Raw genomic sequence first — 17,754 nt, forward strand, 5'->3', positions numbered from 1 at the left:
ATCATGAATAATCCAGTAATTGTAGATTGTATCCGCACACCAATGGGTCGCTCTAAAAGTGGTGTATTCAAACATAAACGTGCTGAAGACTTAAGCGCACATTTAATGAAAGGCTTACTTGATCGCAACCCAGCAGTTGATCCAGCATCAATTGACGATATTTATTGGGGTTGTGTACAGCAAACATTAGAGCAAGGCTTTAACGTAGCACGTAACGCAGCATTACTTGCCGGTATCCCACACAGCGTACCTGCTGTTACGGTTAACCGTTTATGTGGATCGTCAATGCAAGCATTGCATGACGCAGCACGCGCAATAATGACAGGCGCTGGCGACACTTACCTAATTGGTGGTGTTGAGCACATGGGCCACGTACCTATGACTCACGGCAACGACTTTCATCCAGGTCTTGCAACATCAATTGCACAAGCATCGGGCTCAATGGGTTTAACAGCAGAATACCTTGCAACGCTTCATGGCATTAGCCGTGAGCAACAAGATGAATTTGCTTATCGTTCACATCAACGTGCACAAGCGGCAACTGTTGAAGGCCGTTTCCGTCGCGAAATTTTAGCAATGGAAGGTCACGCAGCAGATGGTTCGCTTATATTAGTTGAAGACGACGAAGTAATTCGCCCAGAAACAACAGTAGAAGGCCTATCAAAACTTCGCCCTGTATTTAATCCTGCATCGGGTACGGTAACAGCCGGTACGTCTTCTGCACTTTCTGACGGCGCATCTGCAATGTTAGTAATGAGCGAAGAGAAAGCAAAAGAACTTGGCTTACCAATTCGTGCGCGTATTAAAGCAATGGCAGTCGCTGGTTGCGATCCATCAATTATGGGTTACGGCCCAGTACCAGCAAGTAAAAAAGCACTTGCTCAAGCCGGTATTACAATTGATGACCTAGGCGTAGTAGAACTTAACGAAGCCTTTGCAGCACAATCATTACCTGTAATGAAAGATTTAGGGTTAATGGATGTTGTTGACGAAAAAGTGAATTTAAATGGCGGCGCAATCGCACTTGGTCACCCTCTGGGTTGTTCGGGTTCGCGTATTAGCACATCGCTTATTCACTTAATGGAAGACAAAAATGTACGATACGGTTTAGCAACTATGTGTATTGGTTTAGGCCAAGGCATTGCCACTGTATTTGAACGTGTTCAAGACTAATTAGTTTAAACATGTAAAACCATCTTGGTGATTAAAAAGGCGAACTGATTTTATTCAGTTCGCCTTTTTTATTAGTCTTAATATATCAAAACATTCGCAGTAGCTTAGTGTAAATACAAAACTATTTTATGATCGGGCTTAGTTTTTACTTAACTTTTTTAACTGTATAAATATTATCAAACTAAGTGCTGATCTAGATCTAAGTAAAATAGTTAATTTATACTTAAAATTGCGCTAAACTTCTAAATTGTTAAATAGCTATACCCGAACAGAACCAGCAGTTATAAATAATATTGAACAGGCAAACTTATTATGAGCTTTGATAACCCCGATCACCAATTAGATGCCATAGGCCTTCGCTGCCCAGAACCAGTAATGATGGTACGTGCTGCTATTCGTAAAATGAGCGATGGTGAAACGTTATTAATAACCGCAGATGACCCATCAACCACTCGCGATATTCCGAGCTTTTGTACGTTTATGGATCACACGCTGGTGGCTAAAGATGCTGAAGAAGCACCGTATAGGTATGTGGTGAAGAAAGGACTTTAAACTCACGTAGGTTGGGTTGAGTTTTACGAAACCCAACGTATTTTGTAATAATCGAAATAATTTCACTCATTGTATATATCGTTTAACTTATTATCACTCCCCCAGTTACTCAGTAATTTTGAATCTTTGACATATCGATGAAAACTCGAAAAAGGCCAATTACAGACTTCAGAGACATATTTATGTTTCACAGGGTTGTAGTGGATATAATTAATATGGTTATTTAAGTCTTCTTCATCTCTAATTTTATGCTCCCAATAACGACGCTGCCAAATCCCGCGCTCTCCCTTCGCTATTCGACTTTTATTACAAAATTCTTTTGCTGGCAGCTCTCGAGAAAAGCCTGATTTTATAAGCCGCCAACGCATTGCGTAATTATTATCATCTTTTGGTAATTGCCAAATAACATGAAGGTGATCGGGCATGATAACGATTGCAATCGTCTTTATTGGATGCTTTTTTGCAACCTTTGAATATACACGACGTAATAACTCTATATTTTCCACAAGCAAAGGCTGAGATCTATCTTCCAAATTTACCGTAAAAAAATAACATGCGCCCGCCTCTAGCATACGTTTATAACGCATATTTTTATCCATAAAATAAACAGATAAATAAGAGTATAGATTAGTTTTGTTAATTATAATCAAGACAAGTTTAAGTCAAACTTATCCACGATATTGTTGCACACTTATAGCAACCACATAAACTTGTGACTGTCGTAGGTTGGGTTGAGTTTTACGAAACCCAACGTATTTAATAACCACCAAAATAGTTTTGTTCGCCACACATGTTGGGTTTCGCTTCACTCTACCCAACCTACGAAACCCCCTTGGTGTTAATGCTGAATAAATACTACAACGTCCTTGTCACAAATCCATTAACCCACTAGGTCTATTAAATAGCTAAAAATTACTTCTTCGTTATCGTCACTTGTGGCTTGTCGTAGTCACTGTAATCAATACTTACTATGTATGTGCCTTTTATTGCTGGTGTGAAACTAAAGTAGTTATAAATAGTATTACAGTCTGCGATAGCTGGTTGGCCGAGTGTTAGGCTTTGCCCTGCTGGTTGTGCATCGCTGTAACCACAGTTGTAACCTTCACTAAAATCGGCATCGGCTATTTTAAATTCGTACACTTTACCAGGCGTCGAAAATTTAACTTGTGCTTGATAAAGCGATGGACCAACTGGCGCAAACTGATACTGGGGTTCTGCATCCCACAGTGTAAAGTCGCCACGTAAGTAAATTGTGCGGTCAAGCTCTTGCTGTGGCAATACATCGTTAATCGAAATTTGGCTTGTACAGGCAGTAAGTAAACCAGCAATTGCTAAGGTTAAAATTCGTTTCATAGAAATCATCAATGGGGTTTCCTTTGCATACAGTGAAAACTAAAAAGCCAGCAAAACGCTGGCTTTTAAAATTGCTAATCGGTGTTATTTTTGTAAAACAGAAATATCTGCAATACCTAAAAACAATCCGCTTAACTGGCTTAGCAGCGCAAGACGATTTTGCTTAACAGCTTCATCGTCGGCCATAACCATTACGTTGTCAAAAAAGTTATCAACACTTTCGCGAATACCTGCCAACTGGCTTAATGCTTCTTGGTAGTTTCCATCTGCGTAAAGTGGTGCAAGGTCAGTGGCAAATTTTGCTACTTGTGATGCCAATACTTTTTCAGCGTCGTCGCTTAATAAGCTCTCATCAACACTACCTTGGCTGGTAATGTCGTTTTTAGCCAGAATGTTACCTACACGCTTATTAGCTGCTGCAAGCGCTTCTGCTGCGTCTAATGTACGGAAGTGGCTTACGGCTTTAACACGGCGATCAAAATCAACAGGTTTAGTCGGACGACGTGCAAGCACTGCTTGAATTACGTCTACTTCAATACCTTCGTCTTGATACCAAGCACGGAAGCGTCCTAGCATAAATTCAAATACGTCAGTTGATACATTTAAGTTAGTTAACTTGTCGCCAAACAATGTTTGCGATTTAGCTACTAGGTCTAAAATATCAAGTGGTAGTTCTTTTTCTACCATAATGCGAAGTGCACCAATAGCAGCACGACGAAGAGCAAATGGGTCTTTGTCACCCTTAGGTGCTTGGCCTATACCAAAAATACCCACCAGCGTATCAAACTTATCAGCAATCGCTACTGCACAGCTAATTAAATTTGTAGGTAAGTTGTCGCCTGCAAAGCGTGGCATGTACTGCTCGTTTTGCGCTAAGGCTACATCTTCGGCTTCACCATCGTGGCGAGCGTAATGCATTCCCATTACACCTTGCACGTCGGTAAATTCCATTACCATTTCAGTCATTAGGTCAGTTTTACTTAATAAGCCTGCACGCTGTGCTAGGTCTTTATCAGCACCTAATTGCTCAGCAATATAACCTGCAAGCTCACTAATGCGCTGAGACTTATCTTTAAGCGTACCAAGTTGCTTTTGGAACAATACGCTATCAAGCGATTCTAATCGGCTTTCTAGAGTTTTCTTTTTATCTGTTTCAAAGAAGAACTGTGCATCGGCTAAACGCGGGCGCACTACTTTTTCGTTACCAGAAATAACCACACTTGGATCTTTACTCTCGATGTTAGATACAAACAAAAATTTATTTAAAAGTTTGCCGTTTTGATCTAATAACGGAAAGTATTTTTGATCGTCTTTCATGGTGTAAATTAACGCTTCGGCTGGTACATCTAAAAATGCTTCTTCAAATGTTGCCGTTAAAGTAACTGGCCACTCTACAAGTGATGTTACTTCTTCTAGTAAATCTTCATCCATTGCAACAACAGCATTAACTGCTTTTGCAGCCTCTTCTATTTGCGTACGAATTTGCGCTTTACGTTGTTCGTAATCAGCAATAACGTAAGCAGATTTAAGTACGTCAAAAACGTCATCTGCATGGTTTATACTAATTTTTTCTGGGTGGTGAAAACGATGACCCTGAAGCTGGTTAGTTATTTTCTTACCAAGGATCTCACCTTCAAGTAACTCATCACCAAACAAAATAGTTACCGTATGCACAGGACGAATAAATTGTGTTTTATTCGCGCCCCAACGCATTGGTTTAGGAATTGGTAATTTAGCCAACGCTTTAGTAATTGCACCTGTCATTAGCGTTTTAGTTTCTTGCCCTGCAACTTTAGCAATGTGCAATAACCATGCGCCTTTGTCTGTTTCGAGTGTTTGTGCGTCTTTTACTTCAATACCACAACCACGTGCCCAACCCATTGCTGCTTTTGTTGGGTTACCGTCACCGTCAAATGCGGCTTTAGTTGCTGGACCGCGTTTTTCAACTTCTTTGTCTTGTTGCTTAGCTTTAAGCGCTTTTACTTGTAAACCTAAACGACGAGGCGATGCATACCAGCTTACGCCTTGATGTGCTAACTCTAGTGTTTCAAGCTCTGCAGTTAAGTTTGCAGCAAAGGCTTCTGCTAATTTACGCAGTGCTTTTGGTGGCAACTCTTCTGTGCCAATTTCTACTAATAAATTTTGTGCTGACATACTTACTTATCCTTACACAGCGGGAAACCAAGCGCTTCGCGTTTGTCATAGTAACTTTGTGCACACGCTTTTGATAACGCACGAACGCGTAAAATATAACGTTGACGTTCGGTTACCGAAATTGCGTGGCGTGCGTCTAGTAAGTTAAATGCGTGCGATGCTTTCATTACTTGCTCGTAAGCCGGTAGTGGTAAGTTTGCTTCAATTAACTTTTGGCTCTCTGCTTCACATTTATCAAACTGAGCAAATAAGTCTTCTACGTTTGCGTGTTCAAAATTGTAAGTAGACTGCTCTACTTCATTTTGATGAAACACGTCGCCGTAGGTTACGCGCCCTAGTGGACCGTCTGCCCATACTAAGTCGTAAATACTATCTACGCCTTGAATGTACATTGCTAAACGCTCTAGGCCGTAAGTGATCTCACCCGTTACTGGTGAACACTCAATACCGCCAACTTGTTGGAAGTAGGTAAACTGCGTTACTTCCATGCCGTTTAACCAAATTTCCCAACCTAGGCCCCACGCACCTAACGTAGGTGATTCCCAGTTGTCTTCTACAAAGCGAACTTCGTGAGTTAGTGTATCGATACCCATAGCCGCTAAAGAGCCTAAATAAAGCTCTTGGATGTTATCTGGCGATGGCTTTAAAACTACCTGAAATTGGTAGTAGTGTTGTAAGCGATTTGGATTTTCACCGTAGCGACCATCGGTAGGACGACGACACGGTTGCACGTATGCACTCGCCATTGGCTCTGGACCAATAGACTTTAAAAAAGTTTGCGGGTGAAATGTCCCTGCGCCCACTTCCATATCAAGTGGTTGAATAATGACACAGCCTTGCTGCGCCCAATAATCCTGTAAAGCCAGGATCAAACCTTGAAAGGTTTTTACGTCATATTTTTGCATATTTGGCTTTTTACTATCTAAGAAGTAGCGTGAAAATTACCCTTAGTATACCGTGTGTACACTCAGGTTTTAAGCAGTTTGTGTAATTGAAGAAAATAAAAAAGGAGCCATTAGGCTCCTTTTTCTATGTAAGCAATATTTTTTACACGTCTAAGTTAACTACACGTAGTGCGTTCTTTTCAATAAACTCACGACGAGGCTCTACTTGGTCACCCATTAAGGTCGCAAATAATTGATCCGCGCCAACAGCATCTTCGATCGTTACTTGTAACATACGGCGAGCACTAGGATCCATTGTGGTCTCCCAAAGCTGGCTTGGGTTCATTTCGCCCAGTCCTTTATAGCGTTGAATATAGATCCCGCGCTTCGATTCTGTGATCAACCATTCCAAAGCATCCACAAAGTTATCAACAGGTTTTGTTTTCTCACCACGTTGAATATATGCACCTTCGCTAAGGATGTTTGCGATGTTAGTACCAGTCACAGCAATGCGTTGGTAGTCACGTGACGCAATAAAGTCATAATGAAGTACGTGTGCTTTATCTACACCGTGCTGACGAATATTCACAACCGGGTAATACATATTACGCTCAGCATCATGCTCTGTACCAGCATGGAAAATAGTCGCATCTTCATCACGTGCAATCAGGTCGTCAACCAACACTTTAGTCCAAGCAATTACTTTAGCTTCATCTGAAAGGTCATCAGTTTTCAATTCTGTTTGATAAATTAAGCGTTCCATTACCGTGTTAGGGTATTTACGCTTTAAACGCTCAATTACTTTAACTGTGTTTTGATAATCGTGAACGATTTCTTCTAGTGCCTCACCTTCAAGAGCTGGTGCATCTGTACTTGCATACAACGCTGCACCATTAAGAGCAAGCGATGTTAGGTATTCAACTAATGCAGGGTCATCTTTAATATAACGCTCTTGCTTACCTTTTTTCACTTTATAAAGTGGTGGTTGAGCAATGTAAATATAGCCGCGTTCTACAATTTCAGGCATTTGGCGATAGAAGAATGTTAATAGTAACGTACGAATGTGAGAACCATCCACGTCCGCATCGGTCATGATGATGATACGGTGGTAACGTAATTTCTCAGGGTTATATTCGTCACGACCAATACCACACCCTAATGCAGTAATTAGTGTTGCTACTTCTTGTGAAGATAACATTTTATCAAAACGTGCTTTTTCTACGTTTAAGATTTTACCTTTAAGCGGAAGAATAGCTTGGTTTTTACGGTTACGTCCCTGCTTGGCTGATCCGCCAGCAGAGTCCCCTTCCACTATATATAGTTCAGATTGGGCAGGATCTTTTTCTTGGCAATCAGCTAGCTTACCAGGTAAGCCTGCTAAGTCCATTGCACCTTTACGACGTGTCATTTCACGGGCTTTACGCGCCGCTTCTCGAGCACGTGAGGCATCAATAATCTTACCTACAACAATTTTGGCATCAGTTGGGTTTTCTAATAAAAACTCAGTGAATTTTTCAGCCATTGCTTGTTCAACTGCAGACTTAACTTCACTTGAAACAAGCTTGTCTTTAGTTTGCGATGAGAACTTAGGATCAGGAACTTTAACACTAACAACAGCCGTTAAGCCTTCACGGGCATCATCACCGGTAGCATTGCTGGTTGTTTTAGCTTTTTTGTTAAAGCCTTCTTTTTCCATGTAGTTATTAAGTGTACGTGTTAGCGCTGATCTAAAACCGGCTAAGTGAGTACCACCATCACGTTGTGGAATATTATTTGTGAAACAGTAAATGTTTTCTTGGTATGCATCATTCCACTGCATTGATACTTCAACGCTAATACCATCTTCTTCACGTTCGTGAGTAAAATGGAATACACCTTTATGTATAGGTGTTTTATTACGGTTTAAGTATTCAACGAAAGCTTGAATGCCGCCTTCGTATTTAAAGTGGTCAGATTTATTTTCTTCACGTTCATCATTTAAAATGATGCTCACACCTGAATTTAGGAATGAAAGCTCGCGTAAACGCTTAGCTAAAATTTCGTAATGAAAATCTAAGTTTGTGAATGTTTCACCACTTGGCCAAAAACGCAGTTCTGTTCCAGTCGTGTCCGATTCACCAATAACAGCTAAAGGTGCATCTGGAACACCCATAGTGTAAAACTGCTCATGAAGTTTACCTTCACGGCGAACTGTAAGTTTTAGCTTTTCTGAAAGTGCATTTACAACAGAAACACCAACACCGTGTAAGCCACCTGATACTTTATAAGAGTTATCATCAAACTTACCACCAGCATGAAGTACCGTCATAATAACTTCGGCTGCTGATACGCCTTCTTCTTCATGGATAGAAGTTGGAATACCACGACCGTTATCTCGTACTGAGACAGAACCGTCTAAGTGAATCGTTACATAAATATCATCACAATGACCTGCTAAGGCTTCATCGATCGAGTTATCAACGACCTCAAACACCATGTGGTGTAAGCCTGTGCCATCATCGGTGTCCCCAATATACATTCCAGGACGCTTTCTTACTGCGTCTAATCCTTTAAGTACTTTAATACTCGACGAGTCATAATTCTCAGACATGGTTAATCCCACTTATCTTGTTATTAGGTTGCCATGTTTCACGTGGAACATTTGTAGTTCTCGTTGCATGGGTTCCACCACAGCAGAAATACTTTCAGACAAAATTGAAGAGATAAAAATTTGAGAACTGCAGTGAGCAAGTAATTGTCCCACTTTCTCTTTTGTATCTTCGCCTAACTCTGAAGGTAGATCATCTATTAGCAATATAGATTGCTTATCTGTCTCTGACTCAATTAAGCTATTTTGCGTAACTTTTAACGCATATAATAGTAACTTCAATTGACCGCGTGAGAATGTATTCTCCACGCTGTTGCCAGCGACACTAAAACTAAAATCGGCCTTATGAGGGCCTTTACTTGTAAACCCTTGGCGAGCATCTCGCTCAAAGTTTTGCTCTAACGCATCTGCAAGAGATTCGGTCTCTTTCCAGCCTGCGTTAAAGGTCATTTCTAAATCACGTACAAGCGTTAATTCTGCACACATTTTATCAAAAAACTGCTGCTTAAACCTACTTATATACGCCAATCTTAATTTATTTATTTCTTCAGCCAGTCTAACAAATTCTTTGTCCCAAAACTTAATTTGGTCAAAATAATTCTTGGGCTTAGTTTTTAACAATGCATTACGTTGTTTAAGTACTTTATTGAACGATTGCCATAAAAAAAAGAACTCATGTTCCACGTGGAACAAACCTAAATCTAAAAACTTTCTGCGCTCTTTAGGCCCACCAAAAAATAAAGAATAACTCTCTGGTGTAATAATTTGCACTGGCATGAGTTGAGCTAGTTCGGATATTTTACGACTAGCCTTACCCTGAATTTTTAAATTAGTTTCACCCGTTTGAGTTTTACTAATACCAATTGGAATAGATAAGTCGTGTATTTTTTTGCGCCCGTGAATTACAAATTGCTCTTGCTGATGCGCGATAATACTTTTATGTTTTGGAGTACGAAAAGATTTGCCGTGAGAAAGGTAATAGATAGCCTCTAAAAGGCTGGTTTTTCCGCTGCCATTTTCACCATATATTATATTAACGCCGTTAACTGGTTCTAGCGTCAGCGCCTCAATATTACGAAAACATTTGAGGCTCAAATGACTTAAGCTCATTATATATTTATAGTCTTATAAACGCATAGGCATAACAACGTACATTGCTTCTTCATCACCTGCACCTTCAATTAATGCACTGCTATTTGAATCGGCTAATGTAAATAGTACGTCTTCTGTTTTTAAGGTGTTTAGTACGTCTAGTACATATGACACATTAAAACCTATTTCTAAATCCGCGCCTTCGTAACTTACTTCAACAACTTCTTCCGCTTGTTCTTGCTCTGGGTTGTTGGCCGTAATTTTTAGTAGACCATTTGATAAGTTTAAGCGTACACCACGAAACTTCTCATTCGATAAAATAGACACGCGTTGAAACGCACTACGTAACCATTCACGGTTAGCTGTAATTACTTTGTCGCCACCTCGTGGTAATACACGACGGTAATCTGGAAAGCGACCATCAACCAATTTACTCGTAAATATAAATTCAAGATCGATAATGCGAATATGGTTAGCACCAAACTGAATTGTTACCAACTCATCGTCAGCGACCATAAGACGCATAATTTCTTGTACACCTTTGCGAGGTATAATTAATTGGCGTTGAGTGTTAAGCGATTGCGTTAATTGCTTTTGCGCTATAGCTAAACGGTGACCATCAGTTGCCACTGTTTTTATATCAGTATTATCTACTTCAAACGACATACCATTTAAGTAATAACGTACGTCTTGATTTGCCATCGAAAAATGTGTGCTTTCGAGTAACTTACGAAGCTCTAAACGAGTTAGCTGAAATTCAACCTCTCCGTCCCACTGCTCTAAATTAGGAAAATCATCAGCAGATAAAGTCGTTAGTGAAAAACGGCTTTTACCACTGGTTAAAAGCAATTGATGCTCTTGTAAACTTAAAGTAATGTCTGAACCGTCTGGTAGACTTTTACAAATATCGAGTAATTTTTTAGCGGGTAACGTCAGTTTTGTATCGGCAATATCATCACCTACAAATACGCCAGAAACTAATTCAATCTCAAGGTCAGTACCTGTCATTGAAAGTTGTCCGTTTTCTACCACTAACAAAACGTTAGATAAAATTGGTAGCGTGTGTTTGCGCTCTATTGCGCCCGACACTTGCACCAATGGCTTTAAAAACTGTTGTCTTGATATTGTTATTTGCATAATAAAGTCAGCCCTAAGATGACAATGTTCTTATTAAGTTTTGGTAATCTTCTTTAATTTCGTGGCTTTCGTCACGTAATGATTTTATTTTACGACACGCGTGTAATACGGTCGTATGATCGCGTCCACCAAATGCGTCACCAATCTCAGGTAAGCTGTGATTAGTCAATTCTTTAGATAGTGCCATAGCAACTTGGCGCGGCCTTGCTATAGAGCGGCTGCGGCGCTTAGATAACAGGTCTGATATTCGAATTCGATAATATTCAGCAACTGTACGCTGGATGTTATCTATGGTAACCAGTTTATCTTGCAAGGCAAGTAAATCACGTAGCGCTTCTTTTACAAAATCGATTGAAATAGGACGACCAGTAAAGTTCGCATTAGCGATTACACGGTTAAGTGCACCCTCTAATTCACGAACATTTGAACGTAATTTTTTGGCAATAAAAAAAGCAACTTCGTGTGGTAAGTTAATCTTACTTTGCTGTGCTTTTTTCATCAAAATAGCAACGCGAGTTTCAAGCTCTGGTGGCTCAATCGCAATTGTTAATCCCCAACCAAAACGTGATTTAAGGCGGTCTTCAACCCCTTCAATCTCTTTGGGATAACGGTCAGACGTTAAAATAATTTGTTGGTTGCCTTCAAGCAATGCGTTAAAGGTATGGAAAAACTCTTCTTGTGAGCGTTCTTTATTAGCAAAAAATTGTATGTCATCGATCATCAATGCATCAACACTTCTGTAATAACGCTTAAATTCTTCTATTGCGTTATTTTGCAGCGCTTTTACCATGTCTTGAACAAAGCGCTCTGAATGCATATAAACGATTTTAGCATCTGGTTTGTTAGCTAATATACCGTTGCCTACTGCATGTAATAAGTGAGTTTTACCTAAACCGGTTCCACCATATATAAATACAGGATTAAAGGCAGACCCAGGATTGTCAGCAATTTGTGTCGCCGCAGCCTTAGCTAACTGGTTTGATTTACCTTCAACAAAGCTGTCGAATGTGTAATTTTCTTTGATGTTAGACTTGTAACCTGATTTAGGTGCAGGTTCAACAACTGGCTTTTGTTCGCGAGGCTGTTGTTTTGTTGAAACCTGTGCACTTGGTGCCGATTGAGTTTCAATAACCGGTGCAGCTTGTGCATTTATTAAAGGTTTACTCCCTACGTCAAAACGTAGTTTTGGTGCTTCAACACCACAAATTTCTACTAGTAGTTCGTTAATTCTATTTAGGTACTTTTCTCTCACCCAATCAAGCACAAAGCGATTAGGTGCATAAATCGTCAAGGTATCTTCGGTACTTTCTGCTTGAAGTGGTCTTACCCACATACTGAATTGCTGCGAAGGCAGCTCATCTTGCAATACATATAAACAACTTTGCCAAACCGACAGATACACAGTTAAACTCCCAGAGATATAATTTTTATTCCCGCACATCATTAATGATCATAAATCATACATTTATTGCGTTCAAATGGTCCAATAAGCGACCCAAGACCGCATATTATGAAGATACTTTATCCACAAGTAAAAGATTGATTTTTATAAAATTGTTTATATCAATGTATAAAATCATTAACAAGCTGATTTAAAACAGTTTTTATTTTAGATCCAGAGAAGAGATCATAACAAAATAACGCCAAGATCGCGAACCAAATTTACGATCCAATTTACTTTTCCCCCACTTTTATTCACTTTTTATACAGGGGCTGTGGAAAACTTCTTGTTTATGATGATCCTAACAGATCACCTTATATGATCTCTCATCATAGTAGTTGGTAGGTTATATACTCTTAACGTAATTATGATTGACTTTACATTACTTACTCTATAATATCTCGCGCTCGCAATGGCACCTATGCCAGGATCGCGACCTGTATAGGATGTTTTAACTTTAACCGATCGGATGAGATTGTTATGAAAAGAACTTTTCAACCTAGCGTTTTAAAACGCAAACGTGCACACGGCTTCCGTGCTCGCATGGCAACTGTAAATGGCCGTAAAGTATTAGCACGTCGCCGCGCTAAAGGCCGCAAAGTTCTTTCTGCTTAATTTATAAGTGGAAGACTTTAGCTTTGGCAGGGAGTTACGTCTGTTAACTCCCTCGCATTACTCTCGCATATTTAATGAACCCGCTCGGGCTGCAACTCCTTTCTTTACTCTATTAGCTAAACAAAATGACCAAGAAAAACCTCGGTTAGGTCTTACTGTTGCTAAAAAACGACGTAAAAAAGGCATGCCAACGAAACCGTATTAAACGTCTCGCTCGCGAAAGTTTTCGTTTAAGTCAACATAATATGGATAACATCGATATTGTGCTTATGGTAAAAAATGGTATTGATGAGCAGTCTAATGAAGAATTAACCAAGCAACTTACTAAGTTATGGCGAAAAATTAACGAACGCTGTAAACCAGGCGCTCCTAAACCGCCACCTTTTAAGAAACGCCCAAACAAATCAGCTAAATCTAATAAACAAACCTAATTGCAATAGAATTGCAGGGTTAATTAATGTATCTTTAGCTCACCTTTTAATCATGCATTTAAAATATCTAATTGAGTCTTTAAATACATGATATCTATCTCACTAAACTTAAGTTGGGGCATAAACATCATGAGGTTACTTAAACCACTGGTTGCTTTACCGAAGTTTTGTTTAGTGTTATTAATTCGCGGTTATCAAAAGTGGATTAGCCCGCTACTAGGTCCGCATTGTCGTTTTAATCCAAGCTGCTCATATTATGCAATTCAAGCAATTAACTTGCATGGATTTATAAAAGGGAGTTGGTTAGCTTTAAAACGCATATTAAAATGCCATCCTTTACATTCAGGTGGAGACGACCCCGTTCCTGAAAAATTAACCCATATTAACCACCAACACGAGAAATAAGAGCTGTTATGGAATCGCAACGCACGTTTTTATTAATTGGCCTAATGCTAGTGTCGTTTTTATTATTCCAAGAATGGGATAATGATTACAACAAGCCTAAAGTCAATCCAAGTGCCACAACACAAACACTACAAGCAAATTCACCAGAGTCGGATGATTATATTCCTTCATCGTCAGATTCTGAGTTACCTGCTTCAGCAACTTTAACCAAGCGTTCAGTTATTGAAATTACAACAGACGTTTTTAAAGTTAAAATTGACACTAAAGGCGGTGATATTGTTGAAACAGACCTTCTTCAATACGAAGACACCAAAGGTAGCGGCACTCCTTATACGCTTCTTGGTGAACTTATTGAAGGTCATCAATACTTTTCACAAAGTGGCTTAATTGGCTTAAATGGCCCTGACGCATCAGCTAACGGTCGCCCTACTTATAACACCGAACAAAAATCATATACATTAACGGGTGATGAGCTTCGCGTTCCACTTCAGTTTACTGATAGTAATGGTGTTAGTTTTACTAAAACGTATGTATTCAAAAAAGGTCAGTATGACGTAGGCTTAGAATACAAAATTAACAACACTACCAGCGCACCTCTTCAAGTACAGCTATACACGCAAATTAAGCGTACCGTACAAGAAAAAGGTAGTATGGTTGATCAAAACTATTTAGGTGCTGCATACGGTACTGACGAAGAACCATACGAAAAGTATAGTTTTTCAGATATGGCTGATAAAAACCTAAACAAAAACACGCAAGGTGGTTATGTTGCATTTATACAACATTACTTTGTAAGTGCTTGGGTTCCAATGCAGGATCAAACAAATGCAATTTATAGCTTAATTACAAAAAGTAATGCCGCTATTATTGGTGTGAAAGATGAAGCTGTAAATATTCAAGCTGGAAATGAGCAAACACTTACTGCTATTTATTATATGGGCCCGAAAGAGTCTGATATTCTTGAAGCGATTCACCCAGACTTAGACTTAACTGTAGATTACGGTTGGTTATGGTTTATTTCGCAACCTTTATTTGTATTGCTAAAATGGTTACATAGCATTTTAGGTAACTGGGGTGTAGCAATTATTGCCATCACTATTATCGTTAAATCGTTAATGTACCCACTTACTAAAGCGCAATACACGTCAATGGCAAAAATGCGTGCCCTACAGCCTAAAATGGCAGCTCTTAAAGAAAAGTTTGGTGACGACCGTCAAAAGTTCGGCCAAGCTACAATGGAAATGTACAAAAAAGAAAAAGTTAACCCTATGGGTGGCTGTTTCCCTATTTTACTACAAATGCCAATTTTCTTAGCCTTGTTCTACGTATTCTTAGAGTCTACTGAACTTCGCCATGCTGAATTCATTTTTTGGTTAACTGACCTTTCTGCACAAGACCCGTACTACGTATTGCCAATATTATTTGGTGCGAGTATGTTTGTGACGCAAAAGCTACAACCAATGACGGTTACCGATCCAATGCAGCAAAAAATGATGACCTTTATGCCGGTTATCTTCTCTGTATTCTTCTTATGGTTCCCATCTGGTTTAGTTCTTTACTGGTTAGTGTCTAACCTTATTTCTATTGTCCAGATGTTAATCATCTACCGTGGCATGGAAAAGAAAGGAATTAAAGTAAGAGGCTAATTGCCTATACCCAAGCCACATTAAGATGGTTTGGGTATATTACTTATATAAAGGCGACTTCGGTTGCCTTTTTTATTGCCTGTTTTTCACCAGAGTATTCGCGAGTGTTTATTTCATAGGTTACAATACCGCCATAAAGTTACTCATCGTTGGCAAATTAATAGCATGATCAATCAAGATACAATTGCAGCACAAGCAACAGCCCCTGGACGTGGTGGTGTTGGTATTATTCGCGTTTCAGGTAGCCTTGCTAAAAGTGTCGCCGAAAAAGTAGTAGGTAAAATACCTAAAGTTCGCTACGCCGATTACGTGCCATTTAAAAGCCTTGCTGGCGAGCAACTTGATCAAGGTATTGCTATTTACTTCGCAGGACCTAACTCATTTACTGGTGAAGATGTACTTGAATTACAAGGCCACGGAGGTCCTGTAGTACTTGATATGTTACTTAAAGAAATTAGCAAAATAGACGGCGTTCGTTTAGCCAAGCCTGGTGAGTTTTCTGAACGTGCATTTATGAACGACAAGCTTGATTTAACACAAGCAGAAGCCATCGCCGACTTAATTAATGCTACAAGCGAGCAAGCTGCCAAAAGCGCCCTACAGTCTCTCCAAGGTGAATTTTCTAAACACATAGAAACGCTTGTAGAAAAAGTAATTCACCTACGTATGTATGTAGAAGCGGCAATAGATTTTCCTGATGAAGAAATTGATTTTTTATCAGACGGTAAAGTATCAGGCGACTTAGACGCCATTATTACCCAACTTAACACCGTAACCAACCAAGCTAAACAAGGTAGCATCATGCGCGAAGGTATGCGTGTTGTTATTGCTGGTCGCCCAAATGCAGGTAAATCAAGCCTACTAAACGCCCTAGCCGGTCGTGAAGCCGCAATCGTAACAGAAATAGCCGGAACCACTCGCGACGTACTACGAGAGCATATACATATAGATGGTATGCCACTGCATATTATAGATACCGCAGGCCTACGAGAGAGTCCAGACCGCGTAGAACAAATAGGTATTGAACGTGCGTGGGATGAAATAAACCAAGCAGATCGCGTTTTATTTATGCTTGATGGCACTGATACTATAGATACTGACCCGCATAAAATTTGGCCTGAATTTATGGCAAAATTACCCGAAGGTATGGGGGTTACGGTCATCAGAAATAAAGCTGATTTATCGGGTGATATAGTCGGAATGGAGCAAGAGCAACAATACCCGGTCATCAGCTTAAGCGCTAAAAATGCTGATGGTATTGAGCTTGTTCGCGAGCATTTAAAAGCTTGTATAGGCTTTCAAGGCGCAATGGAAGGTGGCTTTATGGCGCGCCGTCGTCATTTGGATGCACTAGAGAGTGCTGCGTATCATCTCGATACAGGTAAAACACAATTAGAAATGCACATTGCTGGTGAAATATTGGCTGAAGAACTACGTTTAACGCAGCAGTATTTGAATGAAATAACCGGTGAATTTACCTCAGATGACTTACTTGGCAAAATATTTAGCTCGTTTTGTATCGGTAAATAAACACCCTATTACAAATATATTTTTATTATAAGAGCACTTAGGTGCTCTTTTTTATGTAAAATATTCACCATAAAATATGTATTTATACCGTCAATCCCAGCCAGTTCTGCCAATAAAATCATACCCAAAGCGATAATTATTACCAGCCAGATCATGTAGATTAGACAGTGGAAAGAGCCTATAAGTAAGGTATTAATAGCGCAAGTAACACCCATTTTAAGGTCAAAACCGATACATATTTCAAACAAAAATACGTTTTAAAATCGTTATCCTCCACATAAAAGATAGTTATAAATAGCTTTTTTATAATTACCTAGCTCATAAAAACTGATGTTATTTGCTCAATTTAAGAGCTAAAACGTGATGATCAATACTCTAAAAAGCCGACTTTATACAACATATGGACAGACGATCACTGTGGCTTTTTAATAAAAATGACTAGAGATTTGAGTACATCTAACTTTTTATCTACTAATCCACCAGCAAAATACATAAAAAAGCAGCTATAAATACGCATTAAATTAAATATGTTGAGATCACTTATCCACAAAACGTAATTTTTAACTCAAATAAATAGTAAATTGAGCTATCTCACAGAGAAAAACCTAATGATCTATTAAAAATTATCTGTTTATAGGCTTATTTTTAATTAATTTCGTTAGATCAGCTCAATTAGATCATTTAATAAAATTATTTTCGATCTAAATTTAAGGTTATCAACAACCTTTATATCCACATTATGATCACCTTGTAC

At 39.2% G+C, this 17,754-nt stretch carries 14 protein-coding genes and 1 pseudogene; 7 read left to right on the forward strand and 8 right to left on the reverse strand.

What is annotated here, in order from left to right; translation table 11 throughout:
* Window positions 1-3 precede the first annotated feature (3 nt).
* Window positions 4-1,173 carry an acetyl-CoA C-acyltransferase FadA gene (gene fadA, locus P20652_RS02280; protein ID WP_008171997.1) on the forward strand — a complete coding sequence of 390 codons (1,170 nt, stop codon included), beginning with the start codon at window positions 4-6 and terminating at the stop codon, window positions 1,171-1,173.
* A gap of 312 nt (window positions 1,174-1,485) precedes the next feature.
* Entirely contained in the window at window positions 1,486-1,725 is a 240-nt protein-coding gene (tusA, locus tag P20652_RS02275) for a sulfurtransferase TusA (RefSeq protein ID WP_007377644.1), read from the forward strand.
* Window positions 1,726-1,787: 62 nt separating this feature from the next.
* Here tusA and P20652_RS02270 read toward each other — a convergent pair whose 3' ends face one another.
* From P20652_RS02270 to dnaA, 8 genes are all read right to left on the reverse strand, one after another.
* A complete protein-coding gene (locus tag P20652_RS02270) occupies window positions 1,788-2,312 on the reverse strand; it encodes a transposase (protein ID WP_008172000.1) in 525 nt (174 codons plus the stop codon).
* 325 nt (window positions 2,313-2,637) lie between these two features.
* Window positions 2,638-3,087 (reverse strand): hypothetical protein, encoded by a 450-nt coding sequence (locus P20652_RS02265; protein ID WP_008172002.1) that lies wholly within the window; start codon window positions 3,085-3,087, stop codon window positions 2,638-2,640.
* 75 nt (window positions 3,088-3,162) lie between these two features.
* Window positions 3,163-5,232: a glycine--tRNA ligase subunit beta gene (glyS, locus tag P20652_RS02260; RefSeq protein WP_008172003.1), complete on the reverse strand. Its 2,070-nt coding sequence runs from the start codon at window positions 5,230-5,232 to the stop codon at window positions 3,163-3,165.
* A 2-nt stretch (window positions 5,233-5,234) separates the two neighbouring features.
* A complete protein-coding gene (glyQ, locus tag P20652_RS02255) occupies window positions 5,235-6,137 on the reverse strand; it encodes a glycine--tRNA ligase subunit alpha (RefSeq protein WP_007584197.1) in 903 nt (300 codons plus the stop codon).
* A 142-nt stretch (window positions 6,138-6,279) separates the two neighbouring features.
* A complete protein-coding gene (gene gyrB, locus P20652_RS02250) occupies window positions 6,280-8,706 on the reverse strand; it encodes a DNA topoisomerase (ATP-hydrolyzing) subunit B (protein ID WP_008172005.1) in 2,427 nt (808 codons plus the stop codon).
* 12 nt (window positions 8,707-8,718) lie between these two features.
* Window positions 8,719-9,813 (reverse strand): DNA replication/repair protein RecF, encoded by a 1,095-nt coding sequence (gene recF / locus P20652_RS02245; RefSeq protein ID WP_033018033.1) that lies wholly within the window; start codon window positions 9,811-9,813, stop codon window positions 8,719-8,721.
* Between the two features lie 15 nt (window positions 9,814-9,828).
* Window positions 9,829-10,932, reverse strand: coding sequence for a DNA polymerase III subunit beta (dnaN, locus tag P20652_RS02240; protein WP_008172008.1), 1,104 nt, complete (start codon window positions 10,930-10,932; stop codon window positions 9,829-9,831).
* Between the two features lie 13 nt (window positions 10,933-10,945).
* On the reverse strand, window positions 10,946-12,334 hold the full coding sequence (dnaA, locus tag P20652_RS02235; protein WP_008172011.1) for a chromosomal replication initiator protein DnaA: 1,389 nt from the start codon (window positions 12,332-12,334) through the stop codon (window positions 10,946-10,948).
* A 519-nt stretch (window positions 12,335-12,853) separates the two neighbouring features.
* Between dnaA and rpmH the strand changes: the two genes are divergently transcribed.
* The 5 genes and pseudogenes from rpmH to mnmE all read left to right on the forward strand — a co-directional run bounded on the left by rpmH (window position 12,854) and on the right by mnmE (window position 17,000).
* The gene (rpmH, locus tag P20652_RS02230; protein ID WP_004335215.1) at window positions 12,854-12,988 is read left to right on the forward strand and encodes a 50S ribosomal protein L34; all 135 of its coding nucleotides are present in this window, start codon (window positions 12,854-12,856) and stop codon (window positions 12,986-12,988) included.
* 7 nt (window positions 12,989-12,995) lie between these two features.
* Window positions 12,996-13,419, forward strand: a pseudogene (rnpA, locus tag P20652_RS19095) (ribonuclease P protein component).
* Window positions 13,420-13,548: 129 nt separating this feature from the next.
* Window positions 13,549-13,824 (forward strand): membrane protein insertion efficiency factor YidD, encoded by a 276-nt coding sequence (yidD, locus tag P20652_RS02225; RefSeq protein ID WP_008172017.1) that lies wholly within the window; start codon window positions 13,549-13,551, stop codon window positions 13,822-13,824.
* A gap of 8 nt (window positions 13,825-13,832) precedes the next feature.
* A complete protein-coding gene (gene yidC, locus P20652_RS02220; RefSeq protein WP_008172018.1) occupies window positions 13,833-15,470 on the forward strand; it encodes a membrane protein insertase YidC in 1,638 nt (545 codons plus the stop codon).
* Between the two features lie 165 nt (window positions 15,471-15,635).
* On the forward strand, window positions 15,636-17,000 hold the full coding sequence (mnmE, locus tag P20652_RS02215) for a tRNA uridine-5-carboxymethylaminomethyl(34) synthesis GTPase MnmE (RefSeq protein ID WP_033018035.1): 1,365 nt from the start codon (window positions 15,636-15,638) through the stop codon (window positions 16,998-17,000).
* Window positions 17,001-17,754: the final 754 nt, after the last annotated feature.

The sequence above is a fragment of the Pseudoalteromonas sp. BSi20652 genome (genome assembly GCF_000239855.1).
In the GTDB taxonomy this organism is placed as follows: domain Bacteria; phylum Pseudomonadota; class Gammaproteobacteria; order Enterobacterales; family Alteromonadaceae; genus Pseudoalteromonas.

Coding starts and splice junctions, on each gene's coding strand:
- fadA (WP_008171997.1), top strand. CDS start 4: ATGAATAATCCAGTAATTGTAGATTGTATCCGCACACCAATGGGTCGC.
- tusA (WP_007377644.1), top strand. CDS start 1,486: ATGAGCTTTGATAACCCCGATCACCAATTAGATGCCATAGGCCTTCGC.
- P20652_RS02270 (WP_008172000.1), bottom strand. CDS start 2,312: ATGCGTTATAAACGTATGCTAGAGGCGGGCGCATGTTATTTTTTTACG.
- P20652_RS02265 (WP_008172002.1), bottom strand. CDS start 3,087: ATGATTTCTATGAAACGAATTTTAACCTTAGCAATTGCTGGTTTACTT.
- glyS (WP_008172003.1), bottom strand. CDS start 5,232: ATGTCAGCACAAAATTTATTAGTAGAAATTGGCACAGAAGAGTTGCCA.
- glyQ (WP_007584197.1), bottom strand. CDS start 6,137: ATGCAAAAATATGACGTAAAAACCTTTCAAGGTTTGATCCTGGCTTTA.
- gyrB (WP_008172005.1), bottom strand. CDS start 8,706: ATGTCTGAGAATTATGACTCGTCGAGTATTAAAGTACTTAAAGGATTA.
- recF (WP_033018033.1), bottom strand. CDS start 9,813: ATGAGCTTAAGTCATTTGAGCCTCAAATGTTTTCGTAATATTGAGGCG.
- dnaN (WP_008172008.1), bottom strand. CDS start 10,932: ATGCAAATAACAATATCAAGACAACAGTTTTTAAAGCCATTGGTGCAA.
- rpmH (WP_004335215.1), top strand. CDS start 12,854: ATGAAAAGAACTTTTCAACCTAGCGTTTTAAAACGCAAACGTGCACAC.
- yidD (WP_008172017.1), top strand. CDS start 13,549: ATGAGGTTACTTAAACCACTGGTTGCTTTACCGAAGTTTTGTTTAGTG.
- yidC (WP_008172018.1), top strand. CDS start 13,833: ATGGAATCGCAACGCACGTTTTTATTAATTGGCCTAATGCTAGTGTCG.
- mnmE (WP_033018035.1), top strand. CDS start 15,636: ATGATCAATCAAGATACAATTGCAGCACAAGCAACAGCCCCTGGACGT.